This is a genomic window from Streptomyces sp. NPDC027672 (genome assembly GCF_055566335.1).
Genome location: NZ_JBVHSO010000004.1, coordinates 52,716 through 70,287, shown reverse-complemented (window position 1 = coordinate 70,287; position 17,572 = coordinate 52,716). Strand labels below are relative to the sequence as shown.

The window sequence follows — 17,572 nt, the reverse complement described above, 5'->3', positions numbered from 1 at the left end:
CGGCGCGCCCCACGCGGTTCTCCGCGAACGGCGCGCCCCGCGCGGTGGGTTGGGGCCGGTCGCGCGGAAAAGCCGTTGACGCGCGGCCCCGCGCACGGGCTAGAGTTGCCCCGCACGCCACGGTGGTGTGCGCACACACGAGCGAGGACGAGGAGGTGTCGACCGATGGCTGTCACTGTGCCGGGCGCTGCCCGCATCCAGGAACGTCTCACGTCCACCTCCGTGGCCACCGGCTGAACCGGCCGCGCACCGTACGCGGCTGCCCGGGGCCACCCCTGTGAAGGGTCTGCCTTGACTTCCAGCTCCACCGCTTCCTCCGCGCTCGCTCCCTACGGCTGGGACGAGGCGTGGGCCGACGCGTTCGCCCCGTACGCCGCCGACGGCCTGCTGCCCGGCCGGGTCGTCCGGGTCGACCGCGGCCAGTGCGACATCGTCACCGCGGCCGGGACCGTCCGCGGCGACACCGAGTTCGTCGTGCCCCGCGACCCGATGAAGGTCGTGTGCACGGGCGACTGGGTCGCCGTCGACGCCGCCGGTGACCCCCGTTACGTGCGCGCGTACCTGCCGCGCCGCACCGCGTTCGTCCGCTCCACCTCCTCCAAGCGGTCCGAGGGGCAGATCCTCGCCGCCAACGTCGACCACGCCGTGATCGCCGTGTCCCTCGCCGTGGACCTCGACCTGGGCCGCGTCGAACGCTTCCTCGCCCTCGCCTGGGAGTCCGGCGCGCAGCCCGTCGTCGTCCTCACCAAGGCCGACCTCGTGCCCGACCCGGTCACCCTGGCCCACCTCGTGCGGGACGTGGAGACCAGCGCGCCCGGCGTGCCCGTGCTCGCCGTCAGCGCCCTGCACGGCGACGGACTCGACGCCCTGGTGACGCTGGCCGGTGCCGGTACGAGCGTGCTGCTCGGCCAGTCCGGCGCGGGCAAGTCCACACTCGCCAACGCCCTCGTCGGCGCCGACGTGATGGACGTCCAGGCCGCCCGTGACGTCGACGGCAAGGGCCGGCACACCACGACCACCCGCAACCTGCTCGCCCTGCCGGCCGGCGGGGTGCTCATCGACACACCCGGACTGCGGGGCGTCGGCCTCTTCGACGCGGAGACCGGCGTCGGGCAGGTGTTCGCCGAGATCCAGGAACTCGCCGAGGACTGCCGGTTCCACGACTGCGCGCACGAGAGCGAGCCCGGCTGCGCGGTGCGCTCCGCCGTGGAGGACGGCGCACTCCCGCCGCGGCGCCTGGACAGCTACCGCAAGCTGATCCGGGAGAACCAGCGGATCGTCGCCAAGACGGACGCGCGGGTCCGCGCCGAGATCAAGAAGGACTGGAAGCGCAAGGGCGCCGAGGGCAGGGCGGCGATGGAGGCGAAGCGGGGGCGCTGGATGTAGGGGAACGACACCGGGCGCCGGGGGCGGGGCACGCGGGAGTCCGGCCGGAGCGGGGCGTGGCGACACCCACACCTCCATGTCCGATTTCCGCTGGCCCGGCCCTCTCCCGGGGCCCACACTGGAGCATGTGAAGGACGAAGACAGCAGGTACGAGGCGGTGCGCAGCCGCGACGGGCGGTTCGACGGAGTCTTCTTCTTCGCCGTCGAGACCACCGGCATCTACTGCCGCCCGAGCTGCCCCGCCGTGACACCGAAACGGCACAACGTGCGGTTCTTCGCGACCGCCGCCGCCGCGCAGGGCTCCGGGTTCCGGGCCTGCCGGCGGTGCCGGCCGGACGCCGTGCCGGGCTCGGCGGAGTGGAACGTCCGCGCGGACGTCGTCGGCCGGGCCATGCGCCTGATCGCCGACGGCGTCGTGGACCGCGAGGGCGTCGCCGGGCTCGCGGCACGGCTCGGCTACAGCGCCCGGCAGGTGCAGCGGCAGCTCACCACCGAACTGGGCGCCGGCCCCGTGGCACTGGCCCGCGCCCAGCGCGCCCACACCGCGCGCGTCCTGCTCCAGACCACCGCCCTGCCGGTCACCGAGATCGCGTTCGCCTCCGGGTTCGCCAGCGTGCGGCAGTTCAACGACACCGTCCGGGAGGTGTACGCCACGACACCGACCGGACTGCGGGCCGCCGCCCCCCGGGACCGCGCCGCCCGCCGCACCGCACCGGCCACGGGCATCCCGCTCCGGCTCGCCCACCGCGGCCCCTACCAGGCGGCGCCCGTCTTCGACCAACTCGCCCGCGAGGCCGTACCGGGCGTCGAAGAGGTGACCGGCGTCCCCGGCGCCCGCACCTACCGGCGCACCCTGCGGCTGCCGTACGGCACCGGCATCGCCGCCGTCCAGGAACGCGTCCGCGCCCCCCGCGCCCGCACCGGCACCCGCCCGGGCGGCTGGCTCGACGCCCGGCTGCACCTCACCGACCCCCGGGACCTCACCACCGCCGTGCAGCGGCTGCGCCGGCTGTTCGACCTCGACGCCGATCCCTACGCCGTCGACGAACGGCTCGCCGCCGACCCGCGGCTCGCCCCGCTGGTCGCCGCCCGGCCCGGACTGCGCGTCCCCGGCGCCGTCGACCCGCTGGAACCCGCCGTGCACGCCCTGGCGGGACGGGACCGGGCCGAGTGGCTGGTCCGGCGCTACGGCAAACTGCTCGACGCGCCGCACGGCGGCCTCACCCACCTCTTCCCGGAGCCCGCGGCGCTCGCCGAGGCCGAGCCCGGCGGCCCGCTGGGCGCACTGGCCGCGGCCCTCGCCGACGGCGTGGTACGGCTGGACGCGGGCGCCGACCGGGACGGCGCCGAGGCGGCCCTGCTCGCCCTGCCCGGCATGGACCCGGACACCGTCGCCGCCCTGCGGGTCCGCGCCCTCGGCGACCCGGACACCGCCCCGCCGGGCACACCCGTTCCCGACGGCTGGCGGCCCTGGCGGTCGTACGCCGTGCAGCACCTGCGGGTGGCGGGGGAGCCGCTCCCGTGACCGCCGGCCCGCCGGCCGCCCGCCTCCCGTCGGCCATCCGCCCGCCCGCCCCGCACCTGCCGACCGCCGAACTCACCACCGAAACGCCGAGGTACACCAGCCAGATGAGCACCGTCTACTGCACCCACCTGGACGCCCCCGTCGGGCGGCTGCTGCTCACCGCGGACGCCGAGGGCGCGCTCACCTCGGTGTCCGTGCCCGGGCAGAAGGGCGGCCGGACCGCCGAGGACGGCTGGCGGCACGACCCCGGCCCGTTCCGCGCCGCCGTCGACCAGCTCGCCGCGTACTTCGCCGGTGAGCTGACCGAGTTCCGGCTGCCGCTGCGGGCGGCCGGCACCCCGTTCCGGCAGCGGGTGTGGACCGCGCTGGACGAACTGCCCTACGGCGCCACCGTCACCTACGGGGAGATCGCCGCCCGGATCGGCGCGCCCCGCGCGGCCGTGCGCGCCGTCGGCGGGGCGATCGGCGCCAACCCGCTGCTGATCGTGCGCCCCTGCCACCGGGTCATCGGCGCGAACGGGACGATGACCGGCTACGCGGGCGGCGTGGAGCGCAAGGTGTGGCTGCTCACCCTGGAGGGTGTGCTCGGGTGAGCCGCCGCCCGCCGGAACCTTCCGCCCCGGCGCCCCGCGTTGCGCCGAGCGGGTGGACCGACCCCGTTGTTCCGGCGCGGCGCCCCGGCCGTGTGACACGGTCGCCTGCGACGGGCCACGGGGGAGTCCCCGGGGGTGCCGGGGAAGGGCGGGCACACATGGCCATGGTCGTACGGGTCCTCGCGGTGCTGCTGCCGTTGCTGCTGCCGGGCCTGACGGCACCGGCCGTCGCCGAGCCGGCCCCGCTGCCCTGGACCGGCAGCTGGGAGACCGCACCCTCCGGCACCGCCGCCGCGCTGCCCGGCGCCGCCCTGCGCAACGTCGTCCACCTCAGCGTCGGCGGCCTGGCCGTCCGGGTCCGGCTCAGCAACCGGTTCGGCACCCGGCCGCTGCGGCTCGGCGCGGTCACCGTCGCGCTGCGCCGGGCGGCCGGCCCCGGCGCCGTACCCGGCACCCTGCGCACCGCCACCTTCCACGGCGCCGCCTCGGTGACCGTCCCGCCGGGCGCCGACACGGTCACCGACGCGGTGGCCCTGTCCGTGCCGGCCGCCGCCGACCTGCTCGTCACCGTGTACACCCCGGACGACTCCGGGCCCGCCACCTACCACCGCACCGCCCTCCAGACCAGCTACCTGGCCCGGTCCGGCGCCGGCCGCGCCGCCGACGTGGACGGCGGCGCGTACACGGCGACCACCAGCCGCTGGTACTACGTCACCGGTGTCGACGTGCGCGGGCCCGCCGCCGGCAGCGTCGCCGCGCTCGGCGACTCGCTCACCGACGGCGACGGCTCCACGCCCGACACCAACCGCCGCTGGCCCGACCGGCTCGCCCGGCGGCTGCGCGGACACCGGACCGGCGTCCTCAACGCCGGCCTCTCCGGCAACCGCCTGCTGCGCGACGGCACCGGACCGAGCGCCCTCGCCCGGCTGGACGCCGACGCCCTGGACCGGGCCGGGGTGCGGACCCTGGTCGTCTTCGAGGGCATCAACGACATCAAGGGCGCCCCGGAGGCGAGCGACCCCGCCGCCTACGCGGACGCCTACCGCGCCCTGGTCGCCCGCGCCCACGCCCGCGGCATCCCGGTCGTCGGCGTCACGCTCACGCCGTACGCCGGCTATCCCGCCTGGACGGCGGCCGGCGAGGCGGTACGGCAGCGGGTGAACGCCTTCATCCGCACCGGCGGCGCCTTCGACGCCGTCGCCGACGCGGACGCCGCCCTCCGCGACCCGGCCGCCCCGTCCCGGCTGCTGCCCGCCTACGACCCGGGCGACCACCTGCACTTCACCGACGCGGGCATGGCCGTCGTGGCCGACACCGTCCACCGCGCGCTGATCCGCCGACCGGCGCCCTGACATCCGGCCCGGCGCGCCCGGGCGCGGCTCAGCGCGGGTCCTCCCGGGTGACCCAGCCCCGGTCGAGGGCCTGCCAGCCCAACTGCATCCGGGTCGTCACGCCCGCCAGTTCCATCAGCCGCCGCACCCGGCGCTGCACGGTCCGCAGGCCCACGCCGAGCTGTTTCGCCACGCTCGCGTCGGTCAGCCCGGCCAGCAGCAGCGAGAGGACCTCCAGATCGGCGGCGTCCGGGCCGTCCGGCCGCTCCTCGGTCACCCCGGTGGCGCCGAGCCGCAGCGGCAGCGCCTGGCGCCACACCGACTCGAACAGCCCCGCCAGCAGCTCCAGCAGCCCGCTGGCGTGCACCACCAGCGCGGCCGGCTCCGCCGTCTTCGAGGTCAGCGGCACCATCGCCAGCGAACGGTCGGCCACCACCAGCTTCGTCGGCACCCGGTCCGCCACCCGGACCCGCTCGTCCCGGCCGAGCGCCGCCGTCAGCTCGGTCAGCCCGTGCGGCAGGTCCAGCACCGCGCGCTCGACCACCACCCGGTAGCGCACCCCGCGTGCCGCCGCCCGCTCCTCCGCCTCGTTCTCCATCCCGGAGACGACCACCGGGTGGGCGGTCACCAGCGCGCACACCTCCTCGGCCGCGCCGAGCTGGAGCTGGAGGAAGCGCTGGGCGACCGCGGAAGCGCCGGTCACCACCTCCACCAGGTCGTGCACCGCCGGTTCGGCCGCCGCCGCCCGGTACTCCTCGGCGAGCAGCACCGCCGCCAGCTCGGCCCGCTCCAGCTCGTGCCGCCGCTGGGCGAGCAGGGCGCCCAGCGCCACCCCGGGCGGCGCCGCGACCCAGCGGCCCGGCCGCGCCGGGGACTGGGCGGCGAGACCGTGCCGCTCCAGCCGGCGCAGCACCCGCTCGGTGTCCTGCTCGGCCAGCGGCAGCCGCCGCGCCAGACCGGCCACATCGGCCGCGCCCACGGACACCAGCGCCCGGTACACCGCCTCGTGCGTCTCGTCCAGCCCTATCGCCGCCAGCATCCCCCGCGTCCCTTCTCCCGCCAACGCCCTGGTGCGGTGCGGCGCCATGGCGGGAAACGGCCACGGCGCGAACCCGCCACCCGACATCATCGCCGTACCGGCGGCCCGTCTGCCAAGGTGGCAGCGGCCGTGGCACACAAGGCCGTTCGCCGGGTCCTGCGGCGCCTCGCCGGGAACCCGTCCGATGCCGTGGCCCGGACCCGGACGCGCGCGAGCGCGGGTAGGGGAACCGGGACCGGGCCACTTCACACGTCGCCGGGCGGTCCTCCCGTGGGGGGTGGGACCGCCCGGCGACAACCACCGCCGCCCCTAAGGCCGTTCAGCCGCCCACCCGCAACTCCCGGCGGCGCGGCCTGACTTCCCGGACCGGCGGAGGCATGAGCCGGCAGGGTGACGGGCCGCCCGTCACGGGGCGAACCGGTGGCGGCGGCCGTACGACGGCCCGCCGGGGACACGGACCCCCACGACGGCGCCCGATTCCCCGGCCACCCGGTTCACCCCGGCCCGGACCGCGGTGCCGGCCCGGCCGCCCGCGACCCCGGCAGCCGCCGCTCTCGGCCACGTCGGCTCCGGCCGGCCCTCGCGGCGAGGGCGCCCGGCGCGGGGACCTCGCCGGGCACGCCCGGTGGCGGCCGAGGTGTGCCGGCGGCTCGCGCGGTCCGTGGGCCGCGGCTGTCAGCGGTTTGTGGTGGGCAGTGGCTCGTGGCCGGTGTCCGGGCGGCTCGGTGCGATGGCCTGAGGTCGGGGCCGCGTCGGCTCACCGGCCGTGGCCTCGGCCGGGTCCGGGCGAGCGCCGCCGGGCAGGGCCTCGCGCCCGATGCCCGTGCTGTCCGCCGCTGCCCGGGCGCCCGGGCTGCCCTGCCCGCGTGGTCTCCGGCGCCGACGACGGCGGGCTGTTCCGGCTGCGGGACGGTGCCTGGCAGGACGTCGAGCCGGACGCGCCGCCCGGGCGGGCGGCCGTGGCGTCGGGGGCCCGGTGTTCGCCTCACCCGTTCGCAGCCGCGGCCGGGTCGCCTCGCGCGCCGTTCCCGTGCCGGGCCTCGATAGCCCGCCCGGGTGATGCGCGGGTGGTGGGCACGGCGGGCCTGGCCGGGCCACTGTGCGAAGAGTGCGGCCTGCGCGTCCGCCCGGCCCGCCGCTGGTCCGGCCGTACCCCGCCGGGTTCCGCCGCCGCCCGGACGCGGGGCAGGGGCCACGCAGGCGGCCGTGCGGCGGCGGCGCTGTGGGAGGCGTAACCGCGGGCCCTGTGAATTGATGGGACGGGAGGGCCGTATCCCGGGACAGCGAAGGGGCAGACGCGCCATGGCCAAACAGAACGTCGCCGAGCAGTTCGTCGACATCCTCGTCCGCGCGGGCGTGCGCCGCCTCTACGGTGTGGTCGGGGACAGCCTCAACCCGGTCGTGGACGCCGTCCGCCGCAACGCCGCCATCGACTGGATCCACGTACGCCATGAGGAGACCGCCGCGTTCGCGGCCGGCGCCGAGGCGCAGCTCACCGGGAGGCTGGCCGCCTGCGCCGGTTCCTGCGGCCCCGGCAACCTGCACCTGATCAACGGCCTGTACGACGCCCACCGCTCCATGGCCCCGGTGCTCGCGCTCGCCTCGCACATCCCGTCCAGCGAGATCGGCCTCGGCTACTTCCAGGAGACGCACCCCGACCGGCTGTTCCAGGAGTGCAGCCACTACAGCGAGCTGATCTCCAGCCCGAAGCAGATGCCCCGGCTGCTGCAGACCGCCATCCAGCACGCGGTCGGGCGGCGCGGCGTGAGCGTGGTCGCGCTGCCCGGCGACATCGCCGGCGAACCGGCACCGGAGAAGGCCCCGCAGAGCGCGCTCGTCACCAGCCGGCCCACCGTGCGGCCCGGCGACGCCGAACTGGACCGGCTCGTGGAGATGATCGACGCGGCCGGCAAGGTCACCCTGTTCTGCGGCAGCGGCACGGCCGGCGCGCACGCCGAGGTGATGGAGTTCGCCGAGAAGATCAAGTCACCGGTGGGACACGCGCTGCGCGGCAAGGAGTTCATCCAGTACGACAACAAGTTCGACGTCGGCATGAGCGGACTGCTCGGCTACGGCGCCGCCTACGAGGCCACCCACGAGTGCGACCTGCTGCTCCTGCTCGGCACCGACTTCCCGTACAACGCCTTCCTCCCCGACGACGTGCGGATCGCCCAGGTCGACGTGCGGCCCGAGGTGCTCGGCCGCCGCTCCCGGCTCGACCTCGCCGTCTGGGGCGATGTGCGCGAGACGCTGCGGTGCCTGATCCCGCGGGTGCGGGAGAAGACGGACCGGCGCTTCCTCGACCGGATGCTGAAGAAGCACGCCGGCGCGCTGGAGGGCGTGGTCAAGGCGTACACCCGCAAGGTCGACAAGCACGTCCCGATCCACCCCGAGTACGTGGCCGCCGTACTCGACGAAGTCGCCGCCGACGACGCCGTGTTCACCGTCGACACCGGCATGTGCAACGTGTGGGCCGCCCGTTACGTCTCGCCCAACGGCCGTCGCCGGATCATCGGTTCGTTCTCCCACGGGTCGATGGCGAACGCGCTGCCCATGGCGATCGGCGCCCAGTTCACCGACCGGCGCCGGCAGGTGGTGGCCATGTCCGGGGACGGCGGCTTCGCCATGCTGATGGGCGACTTCCTGACGCTCGTGCAGTACGACCTGCCGGTCAAGGTGGTGCTGTTCAACAACTCCTCGCTCGGCATGGTCGAGCTGGAGATGCTGGTCGCGGGCCTGCCCTCGTACGGCACCGCCAACACCAACCCGGACTTCGCCGCCGTCGCCCGGGCCTGCGGGGCCCACGGCGTGCGGGTGGAGAAGCCCAAGCAGCTCGCCGGGGCCCTCAAGGACGCCTTCCGGCACAAGGGGCCCGCGCTGGTGGACGTCGTCACCGATCCCAACGCCCTGTCCATCCCGCCGAAGATCAGCGCGGAGATGGTCACCGGGTTCGCCCTGTCCGCTTCCAAGATCGTCCTGGACGGCGGGGTGGGCCGGATGCTCCAGATGGCCCGCTCCAACCTGCGCAACGTGCCGCGCCCCTGACGGTGCCGGAGGAGCGTAATCCGGCCAGTTTCACGGCGCGTGACGGCGTGCCGACCGCCGGTGCCGGACGGCACCGGACCGCCGCCGCGTGGCGTCCGTGGCGCCCAGCGGCGTCCGGGGCGCCCGAGGCGCGGTGGCGGCCGGGTGCGGTGACCGGCCGGGGCGGCCCGCGGGGATGGCCGAACAGCCGGGCATCGGCCGTGTGCCAGGACTGCCCCCGTGCCCGCTGGGCAAGCATCCCCCCGTGAACGTGTTCGACCAGGAAGGGCAGGGACCGGCGGCGTGCGGGCGGGGGTCATGAAGAGGCAGGCACGAGGGGGCGGTCCCGGGACCGTCGGGGCCTTCTCGCAGACGACGGGGGACGGGGCCGGCATCATCACGGATCATCCGCGCAGGCTCCGGCGGCGGCTGGGCCGGGCGGATCTCAAGGCGGTGCCCCAGGCCCGCCGGGAACTGCGCCAACTGCTGCGGCACTGGGGCAAACCAGGCCGCTCGGACATCGCCGAACTTCTCACCAGCGAACTCGTCACCAACGCGCTCGTCCACACCGACGAGGACGCCGTCCTCACCGCCGTCGTGGACTGCGGCGTCCTGCGCGTGGAGGTGCGGGACTTCGTGGGCCGCAGACCCGAGGTGCACGGCCCGGCCACGGACGAGGACACCCACGGCCGGGGGCTGGTGCTGGTGCAGTCCCTCGCCGACGCCTGGGGCGTGCGCTCGCACGGGGTGGGCAAGTCGGTGTGGTTCGAACTGGACGCCGAGGCGGCGTGAGCCGGTGACGGCAACGGGACGGGGCGTGACCGCCGTGGTCACGCCCCGTCCCGTGGCGCGGTCGCACCGCGCGCCGGCCGTCAGCCGAACTGCTGCTCCAGGTCCTTCAGCTTGCGCTCCAGCGAGTCCAGGCGCGGCAGGGCCATGGTGTCGTCCTCGGCGGTGAGGTCGACGGTCACGGGCTCGGTCTTGCCGCGGACCGGCTGCAGGGAGGGCCGGGCGCGCACCGGCAGCGGCTCGGCCGCTATGGCAGGCTCCGCGGTCGCCGGGGCGGGAGCGCGTTCCACCGTCTGCACCTCCACCTGCCGGCCGGCGCCCCGGCCGGCGAAGCCGCGGTGGCCCCGGCTGATCGCCTTGAGCTGGGCCCGCTCCACGCGCTGCTGGTCGCGCCGGCGCTGCCGGGTCTCGTCCTTCTGCCGCTTGTCGTCGCGGACCTCCTCGACCGCCTCGTCCAGGCTGCGGACGCCCTCCAGGAGCATCAGCGACCAGGCCCGGTAGGTCTCCCGGGGCGCGCGCACCCAGCGGACGATGCGGATCTGCGGCAGCGGACGCGGTACCAGGCCCTGCTCGCGCAGCGCGGCCCGGCGGGTCTGCTTCAGCGCCCGGTCGAACAGCACGGCGGCCGACAGCGACATGCCGGAGAAGAACTGCGGAGCGCCCGCGTGTCCCACGCCGCGCGGCGCGTGCACCCAGTTGAACCAGGCCGCCGCCGCGGCGAACAGCCAGACCAGGATCCGGGAGCCGAGGGCCGCGTCACCGTGGCTGGCCTCGCGCACCGCGAGGACGGAGCAGAACATCGCCGCGCCGTCCAGGCCGAACGGCACCAGGTACTGCCAGCCGTCGGTCAGGCCGAGGTTCTGCTCGCCGAAGCCGACGAGGCCGTGGAAGGACAGGGCCGCCGCCACCGCCGCACAGCAGAACAGGAGCGCGTAGGAGGCCGTGCCGTAGATGGCCTCCTTGCGCCGGCGGCGCTCCTCGCTGCGCTCCCACGAGTCGTCCGCGCTCGCTTTGTCCCCGGAGGAGCGCTTGCCGCGCGCGAGCACCGCCACCGCCACCAGCATGCCCAGGAGCAGTACGGCGCCCGGAAGCAGCCAGTTCAGCGATATGTCGGTCAGTCTCATCAGAGGGTCCCTTGCATGGGGATAGGGCGTAACGCCCGCCATAGTGGCCCACTCCCGACGGCCCTCAGGGGGTTTCGGGGCAAGAGGCCGCCAAGGGAGTGCGAGAGGGATGCCCAGGACGGCTTTCTGCTCGAACTGCCGCATGAGGGGCGGGAGTTGAGTTCGAATAAGACTACCCGTCCGGGTGGTTCCGCGGAAAGTTCCCGTGACAGGTGAGGAAATTGTGCAGCACCTGCCCGGGAGCCGGTTCCGCGGCCGGGCGCCCCGATGCCGGTGATCTTAGTGGACGGCCGGCCCCGCCCGTGACCTGACGTCTCCTCAGGCGGCGGCGGAGGCGGTCAGTCGGGCGACCCGGTCGCCGTCGCACACCCGCGGACACGTCACGCAGGCGGCCTCCGGGCGCACGGTGTAGAACATGCAGCAGCTCACCCGGTCCCGGGTGGGCAGCGCCGAGCCGTCCGGGCCCGTCAGCACCCGGAACCCGGCGGAGCCGGCGTACGGCGCGGCCGAACCCGGCAGCAGCAGCTCCAGTTCCCGTACGGCCCGCTCCGCCGCGCGCTCGCCGAACAGCCCGGCGACGTACCACAGCCCCTCCACGACCTCGTCGGTCGCCATGCCCCACAGCGCGCGTCCGCGCCGCCGCATCCGGGGCCCGAAGGCCGCGAGCACCGGCTCCAGGTGCTCGGCCACGGCCGCCCGCACCTCGGCCCGCAGCGCCTCCTCGTCCGCCACGACGACCGTGCCGGGCAGCGCGGCGGCGCCGTCGCCCGGCAGACAGGCCACGGAGACGGGGCGGCGTACGGCCATCCGGCCGCCCGTACGGTCGTAGGAGACGTGCGTCACGGGCAGCCGGGGCACCCGGCGGTGCAGGAACCACGGCACGGTGATCAGCAGGCAGGCGGCCCACGCGTAGCGGTGCAGACCGAAGCCGGCGACGACGTCCGGGCGGGCGGGCCGGCCGTGGTCCCGCGCCACCTGGGCCGCGTCCCAGGCGAGGAAGGCGTCCAGCTCCGCGCCGCCCGCCGCGAGCCCGGCGGCCCCGGTCCACTCCGGGCCGCAGGGCGCCGGGTCGTCCGGGCCCAGCTCGGTCACGGTCAGCCCGGGGAAGACCGCGGTGAGGCGGTCGTAGGCGGCGGTGAGCGGCGAGGCGGCGGCGGGCATGGCGGTACCACCCATCTCTCGGTACGTCCGCGCACACGGACCGGACTTCACAGGTAAGCCTTACCTTACCCACCCCGGTGGAGTTTGAACTGCCGCCGGGTACGCCTAAGGTGCTTGACGGACAACCGACAAGCCGTCGTTAATGACCCCAAGTGCCGACAAGCCGCCAGGAGGACCCGTGAAGCAGGGCGTGCAGGGCCCCCCGGGCAAGCCGGTCGCGGCCCGGGTGCCGGCGCAGTCACGCCCGGCGCGCGGCGAGCACGCCCACGCCGAGCGGCCGGAGCCCGGGCCCCGGGCCGAGGTGCGGCGCTCCTCGGTGCGCGGGCAGATCCTGCACGCGCTGCGCACGGCACTGGTCACCGGCGACCTGAAGCCCGGCGAGGTCTACTCGGCGCCGGTCCTCGGGGAGCGCTTCGGCGTCTCGGCCACGCCCGTGCGGGAGGCCATGCAGCAGCTCGCGCTGGAAGGCGCCGTCGAGGTCGTGCCCAACCGCGGCTTCCGGGTGGTCGAGCGGGGCGCGCGGGAACTGGCCGAGCTGGCGGAGGTGCGCGCGCTCATCGAGGTGCCGGTGCTGCTGCGGCTCGCGCGCACGGTGCCGGCCGAGCGGTGGGCCGGGCTGCGGCCGCTGGCGGAGGAGACGGCGCGCGCGGCGGCCACGGGCTGCCCGGCGGCGTACGCCGAATCGGACCGCGCCTTCCACCGCGCGCTGCTCGCCCTGGCGGGCAACGAGCAGCTCCTGCGGATCGCCGAGGACCTGCACCGCCGCGCCCAGTGGCCGCCGGCCCGGGCCGACCTCGCCGCGGACGCGGCACACCACCTGGCCCTGCTGGACGCGCTGGCCGCGGGAGACGTGGAGCGCGTACGGACCCTCCTGGCGGACCACTTCACCGCCCGACGCTGAAACCCCCACAGCCCCCGGCGCGGAAAGCGCCCCCGAAGGGGCGCGGGGAACGGCGCGCCCAGCCACGACGCTCCCGCACCTGGCGCCACCTCCGAAGCACCCGGTCCTCGTCCCGCGCCCGGCGGGGGGAGCGCGCCCGAAGGGGCGCGGGGAACTGCGCGCCCGGCCACGACGCCCCCGCACCCGGCAACACCCCCGACGCACCCCGCCCCTGTCCCGTCCCCGCGGCGCGTCCCGGCACGGGAGGTGCCCCCTACGCCGTAGCCGCCCCCGGAGCCGGCGGAGCCAACTGGTGGGTCAGCCAGGTGGGGACCCCGCCGAGGAGGCGGAACAGCCGGCGGGCCTCCTCCCGCAGCCGGGACGCCTCCGGCTCCTCCGCCGTGTCGGCCAGCGACGCCAGCGCCGGCGCCGTACCCACCAGATAGCCCAGCTCCTCCCGGATCCGCAGCGATTCGGCGAAGCCGCGCCGCGCCTCGGCCACCTCCCCTTCCCGCAGGGCGAGCCCGGCCAGATGGCGCCAGGTGAAGGACAGCAGGAGCTGGTCGCCGTGCGCCGTCGCGCCCGCGTGCGCGCGGCGGTACGCGGCGCGGGCCGCCTGCGGGGCGCCCGCCAGGTTCTGCGCCACCAGCCCGCGCCGGAAGTCCAGCAGCGCCCGCGCCGCGGCCCCCGGCGGCACCAGCGCCGCCGCCCGGCCCAGCGCGGCCCGCGCCTCGTCGGCCCGGTCGCGCACCCCGAGCAGCGTGGCGGCGTACGCCAGGTAGCCCCGCTCGCAGGCGGCGGCCCCCCGCTCCTCGTCGCCGTGCGCCAGCGCCTCCGCCGTCCGCAGCGCGTCCTCCGCCTCCTCCCAGCCCCGCTCGGTGTACAGACACCGCTCGGCCAGCAGCGCGGCCCGCTGCAACGCCGGGGCGGCGCGGTCGGCCGGCAGCAGGGCCGCGGCGTCGGCCCAGCAGGCCCGGCTGCGCAACCGCCATACCGCGGTCTGGACAGGATCGTCATCGGTCGTTCCGGCACCAGACATGGCGGTATGCGCCATGTTGCCCTCCCCATGCGCGCCATCGAGCTGTTGAGTGGTGGCGGCATTCCAGCACCAATCCACGGGCCCGGCCAAGAGGGTGGGTGAAAGATTTCACAAAGTCGTGGGGCGCGGGCGTGACCGGGTTTGGCCGGCGCGCGCCCCCGCTGACCTCAGCTCATGCGCAGGGCCAGGAAGAAGTCCAGCTTGTCCTCCAGCCGGGACAGGTCCCGTCCCGTCAACTGCTCGATCCGGCCCACCCGGTAGCGCAGCGTGTTGACGTGCAGGTGGAGCCGGGTGGCGCAGCGGGTCCAGGAGCCGTCGCAGTCGAGGAACGCCTCCAGGGTCGGGATCAGCTCGGCCCGGTGCCGGCGGTCGTAGTCCTTCAGCGGGTCCAGCAGCCGCGCGGTGAAGGCGCGGCGCACGTCGTCCGGGACGAAGGGCAGCAGCAGGACGTGGCTGGCCAGCTCCTGGTGGCCGGCCGCGCAGACCCGGCCGGTGCGGGCGGCGGCGACCCGGCGGGCGTGCCGGGCCTCCTCCAGGGCGCCGCGCAGGCCCTCCGCCGAGTGCACCGCCGCGCTGACGCCGAGGGTGAGCCGGCCGTCGTCGTCCAGGCCCGCCGTCAGCGGCTCGCGCACCGACCGCAGCAGCGCGTCGGCGAGCAGTCCGGTCTCGGAGCCGTCGTGCTCGGCGGCGACCGCGGGCAGGGGCACCAGGGCGATCGCCTCGTCGCCGGTGTGGGCCACGGCGATGCGGTCCGAGGGCTCCGGGCCGGTCGCCAGCGGATCGACCAGCACCTCCTCCAGCAGGGACTGGGCGACCGGCCCGCCCTCGACCTGTCCGCCCTCCCACTCCACGCGGGCCACCACGACCTGCCAGTGCGGGGCCGCGCCGAGCCCGGGCAGCAGCACCGGCGCCGCCACCCGCAGCCGGGCGGCGATCTCGGCGGGCGCGGCGCCGGTCTGCACCAGCTCCAGCACCTCCTGGGCCAGCCGGCGCCGGACCGTGCGGGCCGCGTCCCGGCGGTCCCGCTCGACGGCGATGAGCTGGGTGACGCCCTGGAGCAGGTCCAGGCGCTCGCCGGGCCAGTCCCCGGCGTCCGCCTCGACGGCCAGCAGCCAGTCCGACAGCACCGTCTCGCGGACGTCGCGGACCTGGCGGGCGGCCTGCGGGGAGCGGCCGGAGGAGCGGATCGGGAACAGCGAGTAGGTGCCGGCGCCGAGCTGGACCCGGTGCGGGCCGCGGCGGCCGGTGCGGGTGGCCGCCAGGTGCTCGGCGGCGAGCCGGGAGCAGCTCTCGGCGGGCAGCGCCGGGCCCGCCACCTTGGAGCCGGCGATCAGCCGGCCGGTGGGCGAGAGCACCCAGGCGCGCAGGTCCAGGTCGGAGCCGAGCAGGTCGAGGACCACGTCCGGGCCGCCGCCCGCCGGGCCCGAGGTCATCATCCGGCGGTGCCGGTCCACCACCGCGGCCAGGTCCCCGGCGCGCTCCCCGGAGACCTGCCGCACCACGTGCTCGGTGATCGTCGCGAACGCCACCGACTCGTGCACCGCGAACAGCGGCAGCCGGTGCCTGGCGCAGGCCAGCACCAGGTCGTCGGGCACGGCGCCCAGCTCCGCCTCGCCGGCCGCCAGGGCCGCCACGCCGGCCTGCACCAGGGTCCGTACGAAGGGCTCGGAGTCGGCGGCGTCCCGGCGCCAGGCCAGACCCGTGAGCACCAGCTCGCCACCGGAGAGGTAGCGGCTCGGGTCGCGCAGGTCGGTGGTCATGACCCCGCGTACCGCGCGGTCCAGCTCGTCCTCGCCGCCGAGCAGCCGCAGCCCCAGCGCATCGGTGTCCAGCAGTGCGCGCAGCCGCATCTCGTCCGCCGCCGTTCTTTGTCTCGAAACCTACGATGAATCCCGGGGGCCCCGGCCGGGGCCGCGCCGGGCCGTCCGAACCGGACGCCCGGGGACCTGTCCCACGGGTCTCCGCGCTGTTTCCCGCGTTTCCCCGGGAAATCGGAGAGGTTGCCGAGGGCCTCCGTTCATACGAATCTACAAGATGCCTCTGTTGGCCAGCCAACTCCTTCATGGTTTCGGTGACTGACCCCGCCGGAGTACACGGCGGTGTACTGAGTCCACTCCGCGTTAACAGCACAGGAACGAGCCGGGCCCGCCGCACACGGATTGGCTCAATCCGTACGACTCACGAGACGAAGAAGAGAGCCGGTCATGGACTTCCTTCGCCCCGCCAGCTGGGAGGAGGCGCTCGCCGCGAAGGCCGAGCACCCCACCGCTGTGCCGATTGCGGGCGGCACCGATGTGATGGTCGAGATCAACTTCGACCACCGCCGGCCCGAGTACCTGCTCGACCTGAACCGCGTCGGCGATCTCTACGAGTGGGAGGCCGGCGAGGAGAGCGTACGGCTGGGCGCCTCCGTCCCGTACACCGCGATCATGGAGAATCTCCGGGCCGAGCTGCCGGGCCTCGCGCTCGCCTCGCACACGGTCGCCTCCCCGCAGATCCGCAACCGCGGCGGCGTCGGCGGCAACCTCGGCACGGCCTCGCCCGCCGGCGACGCCCACCCCGCCCTCCTCGCCGCCGGCGCGGAGGTCGAGGTGGAGTCCGCGGCCCGCGGCACCCGCCGCATCCCGATCGACGCGTTCTACACCGGCGTCAAGCGCAACGCGCTCCAGCCCGACGAGCTGATCCGCGCCGTGCACATCGCGAAGGCCGACGGCCCGCAGCAGTACTCGAAGGTCGGCACCCGCAACGCCATGGTCATCGCCGTGTGCGCGTTCGGCCTCGCCCTGCACCCCGGCACCCGGACCGTGCGCACCGGCATCGGCTCGGCCGCCCCCACCCCGGTGCGGGCCAAGACCGCCGAGGAGTTCCTGAACGCGGCCCTGGAGGAGGGCGGCTTCTGGGACAACGGCAAGATCATCACCCCGTCGGTCGCCAAGCGGTTCGCGGACCTGTGCGCGGCCGCCTGCAACCCGATCGACGACGTCCGGGGCACCGCGAGCTACCGCCGGCACGCCGTCGGCGTGATGGCCCGCCGGACGCTCACCTGGACCTGGGAGTCGTACCGCGGCACCCGGGGCACCGCCTATCGCAAGGGAGGCGCCGCGTAATGCGCGTCAACTTCACCGTCAACGGGCGCCCGCAGGAGGCCGACGACGTCTGGGAGGGCGAGTCCCTGCTGTACGTGCTGCGCGAGCGGCTCGGCCTGCCGGGCTCCAAGAACGCCTGCGAGCAGGGCGAGTGCGGCTCCTGCACCGTACGGCTCGACGGCGTGCCGGTCTGCTCCTGTCTGGTCGCGGCCGGCCAGGCCGAGGGCCGCGAGGTGGTGACCGTCGAGGGCCTCGCCGACTTCGCCCGGCAGCGCGCCTGCGGCACGGACCCGCGCGGCACCTCGCTCGACGAGGCCGCGTCCTGGCAGGCCAAGGGCGCCGGCTCGCAGACCGGCGAGGGCGCCGGACTCAGCCCCGTGCAGCAGGCGTTCATCGACGCCGGCGCCGTCCAGTGCGGCTTCTGCACCCCGGGCCTGCTCGTCGCCTCCGACGAACTCCTGGAGCGCAACCCGAACCCGGCCGACGCCGACATCCGCGAGGCGCTGTCGGGCAACCTGTGCCGCTGCACCGGCTACGAGACGATCATGGACGCGGTCCGTCTGGCGGCCGCCCGCCAGTCCGAGGGGGTCTGAGC

14 protein-coding genes are annotated in these 17,572 nt (G+C 75.8%); 9 read left to right on the top strand and 5 right to left on the bottom strand.

Going from position 1 to position 17,572, the window contains the following annotated elements; all coding sequences use genetic code 11:
- The first annotated feature begins 291 nt into the window (after window positions 1-291).
- From rsgA to ACZ4SV_RS11545, 4 genes are all read left to right on the top strand, one after another.
- Complete coding sequence (gene rsgA / locus ACZ4SV_RS11560) at window positions 292-1,386, top strand: ribosome small subunit-dependent GTPase A (protein WP_468003487.1); 1,095 nt, start codon at window positions 292-294, stop codon at window positions 1,384-1,386.
- A 76-nt stretch (window positions 1,387-1,462) separates the two neighbouring features.
- Window positions 1,463-2,911 carry a DNA-3-methyladenine glycosylase 2 family protein gene (locus ACZ4SV_RS11555; RefSeq protein WP_468003485.1) on the top strand — a complete coding sequence of 483 codons (1,449 nt, stop codon included), beginning with the start codon at window positions 1,463-1,465 and terminating at the stop codon, window positions 2,909-2,911.
- A 104-nt stretch (window positions 2,912-3,015) separates the two neighbouring features.
- On the top strand, window positions 3,016-3,504 hold the full coding sequence (locus ACZ4SV_RS11550) for a methylated-DNA--[protein]-cysteine S-methyltransferase (protein ID WP_468004128.1): 489 nt from the start codon (window positions 3,016-3,018) through the stop codon (window positions 3,502-3,504).
- A gap of 158 nt (window positions 3,505-3,662) precedes the next feature.
- Window positions 3,663-4,856, top strand: a complete 1,194-nt coding sequence (locus ACZ4SV_RS11545) for a GDSL-type esterase/lipase family protein (RefSeq protein ID WP_468003483.1) — start codon at window positions 3,663-3,665, stop codon at window positions 4,854-4,856.
- Window positions 4,857-4,884: 28 nt separating this feature from the next.
- On the opposite strand, the gene ACZ4SV_RS11540 is transcribed toward ACZ4SV_RS11545, so the two are convergent.
- Entirely contained in the window at window positions 4,885-5,874 is a 990-nt protein-coding gene (locus tag ACZ4SV_RS11540) for a helix-turn-helix domain-containing protein (RefSeq protein ID WP_468003481.1), read from the bottom strand.
- A gap of 1,302 nt (window positions 5,875-7,176) precedes the next feature.
- Between ACZ4SV_RS11540 and ACZ4SV_RS11535 the strand changes: the two genes are divergently transcribed.
- Together ACZ4SV_RS11535 and ACZ4SV_RS11530 are read left to right on the top strand one after the other, a co-directional pair.
- Window positions 7,177-8,919 (top strand): pyruvate dehydrogenase, encoded by a 1,743-nt coding sequence (locus ACZ4SV_RS11535; protein WP_365882198.1) that lies wholly within the window; start codon window positions 7,177-7,179, stop codon window positions 8,917-8,919.
- A 297-nt stretch (window positions 8,920-9,216) separates the two neighbouring features.
- Window positions 9,217-9,690, top strand: coding sequence for an ATP-binding protein (locus tag ACZ4SV_RS11530; RefSeq protein ID WP_365882196.1), 474 nt, complete (start codon window positions 9,217-9,219; stop codon window positions 9,688-9,690).
- Between the two features lie 80 nt (window positions 9,691-9,770).
- On the opposite strand, the gene ACZ4SV_RS11525 is transcribed toward ACZ4SV_RS11530, so the two are convergent.
- Together ACZ4SV_RS11525 and ACZ4SV_RS11520 are read right to left on the bottom strand one after the other, a co-directional pair.
- A complete protein-coding gene (locus tag ACZ4SV_RS11525; protein WP_365882194.1) occupies window positions 9,771-10,811 on the bottom strand; it encodes a DUF2637 domain-containing protein in 1,041 nt (346 codons plus the stop codon).
- Between the two features lie 318 nt (window positions 10,812-11,129).
- The gene (locus ACZ4SV_RS11520) at window positions 11,130-11,972 is read right to left on the bottom strand and encodes a (2Fe-2S)-binding protein (RefSeq protein WP_468004126.1); all 843 of its coding nucleotides are present in this window, start codon (window positions 11,970-11,972) and stop codon (window positions 11,130-11,132) included.
- Between the two features lie 178 nt (window positions 11,973-12,150).
- Here ACZ4SV_RS11520 and ACZ4SV_RS11515 point away from each other — a divergent pair, with 178 nt between their 5' ends.
- On the top strand, window positions 12,151-12,873 hold the full coding sequence (locus tag ACZ4SV_RS11515; RefSeq protein WP_365883522.1) for a GntR family transcriptional regulator: 723 nt from the start codon (window positions 12,151-12,153) through the stop codon (window positions 12,871-12,873).
- A 253-nt stretch (window positions 12,874-13,126) separates the two neighbouring features.
- Here the strand turns inward: ACZ4SV_RS11515 and ACZ4SV_RS11510 are convergent, their stop codons facing one another.
- Together ACZ4SV_RS11510 and ACZ4SV_RS11505 are read right to left on the bottom strand one after the other, a co-directional pair.
- Window positions 13,127-13,906, bottom strand: coding sequence for a hypothetical protein (locus ACZ4SV_RS11510; RefSeq protein ID WP_365883521.1), 780 nt, complete (start codon window positions 13,904-13,906; stop codon window positions 13,127-13,129).
- A gap of 152 nt (window positions 13,907-14,058) precedes the next feature.
- Window positions 14,059-15,741: a PucR family transcriptional regulator gene (locus ACZ4SV_RS11505; RefSeq protein ID WP_397943749.1), complete on the bottom strand. Its 1,683-nt coding sequence runs from the start codon at window positions 15,739-15,741 to the stop codon at window positions 14,059-14,061.
- Window positions 15,742-16,095: 354 nt separating this feature from the next.
- Between ACZ4SV_RS11505 and ACZ4SV_RS11500 the strand changes: the two genes are divergently transcribed.
- Entirely contained in the window at window positions 16,096-16,998 is a 903-nt protein-coding gene (locus ACZ4SV_RS11500) for an FAD binding domain-containing protein (RefSeq protein ID WP_468003477.1), read from the top strand.
- A complete protein-coding gene (locus ACZ4SV_RS11495; RefSeq protein ID WP_468003475.1) occupies window positions 16,998-17,570 on the top strand; it encodes a (2Fe-2S)-binding protein in 573 nt (190 codons plus the stop codon). The genes ACZ4SV_RS11500 and ACZ4SV_RS11495 overlap by 1 nt, the downstream gene beginning before the upstream one ends.
- Window positions 17,571-17,572: the final 2 nt, after the last annotated feature.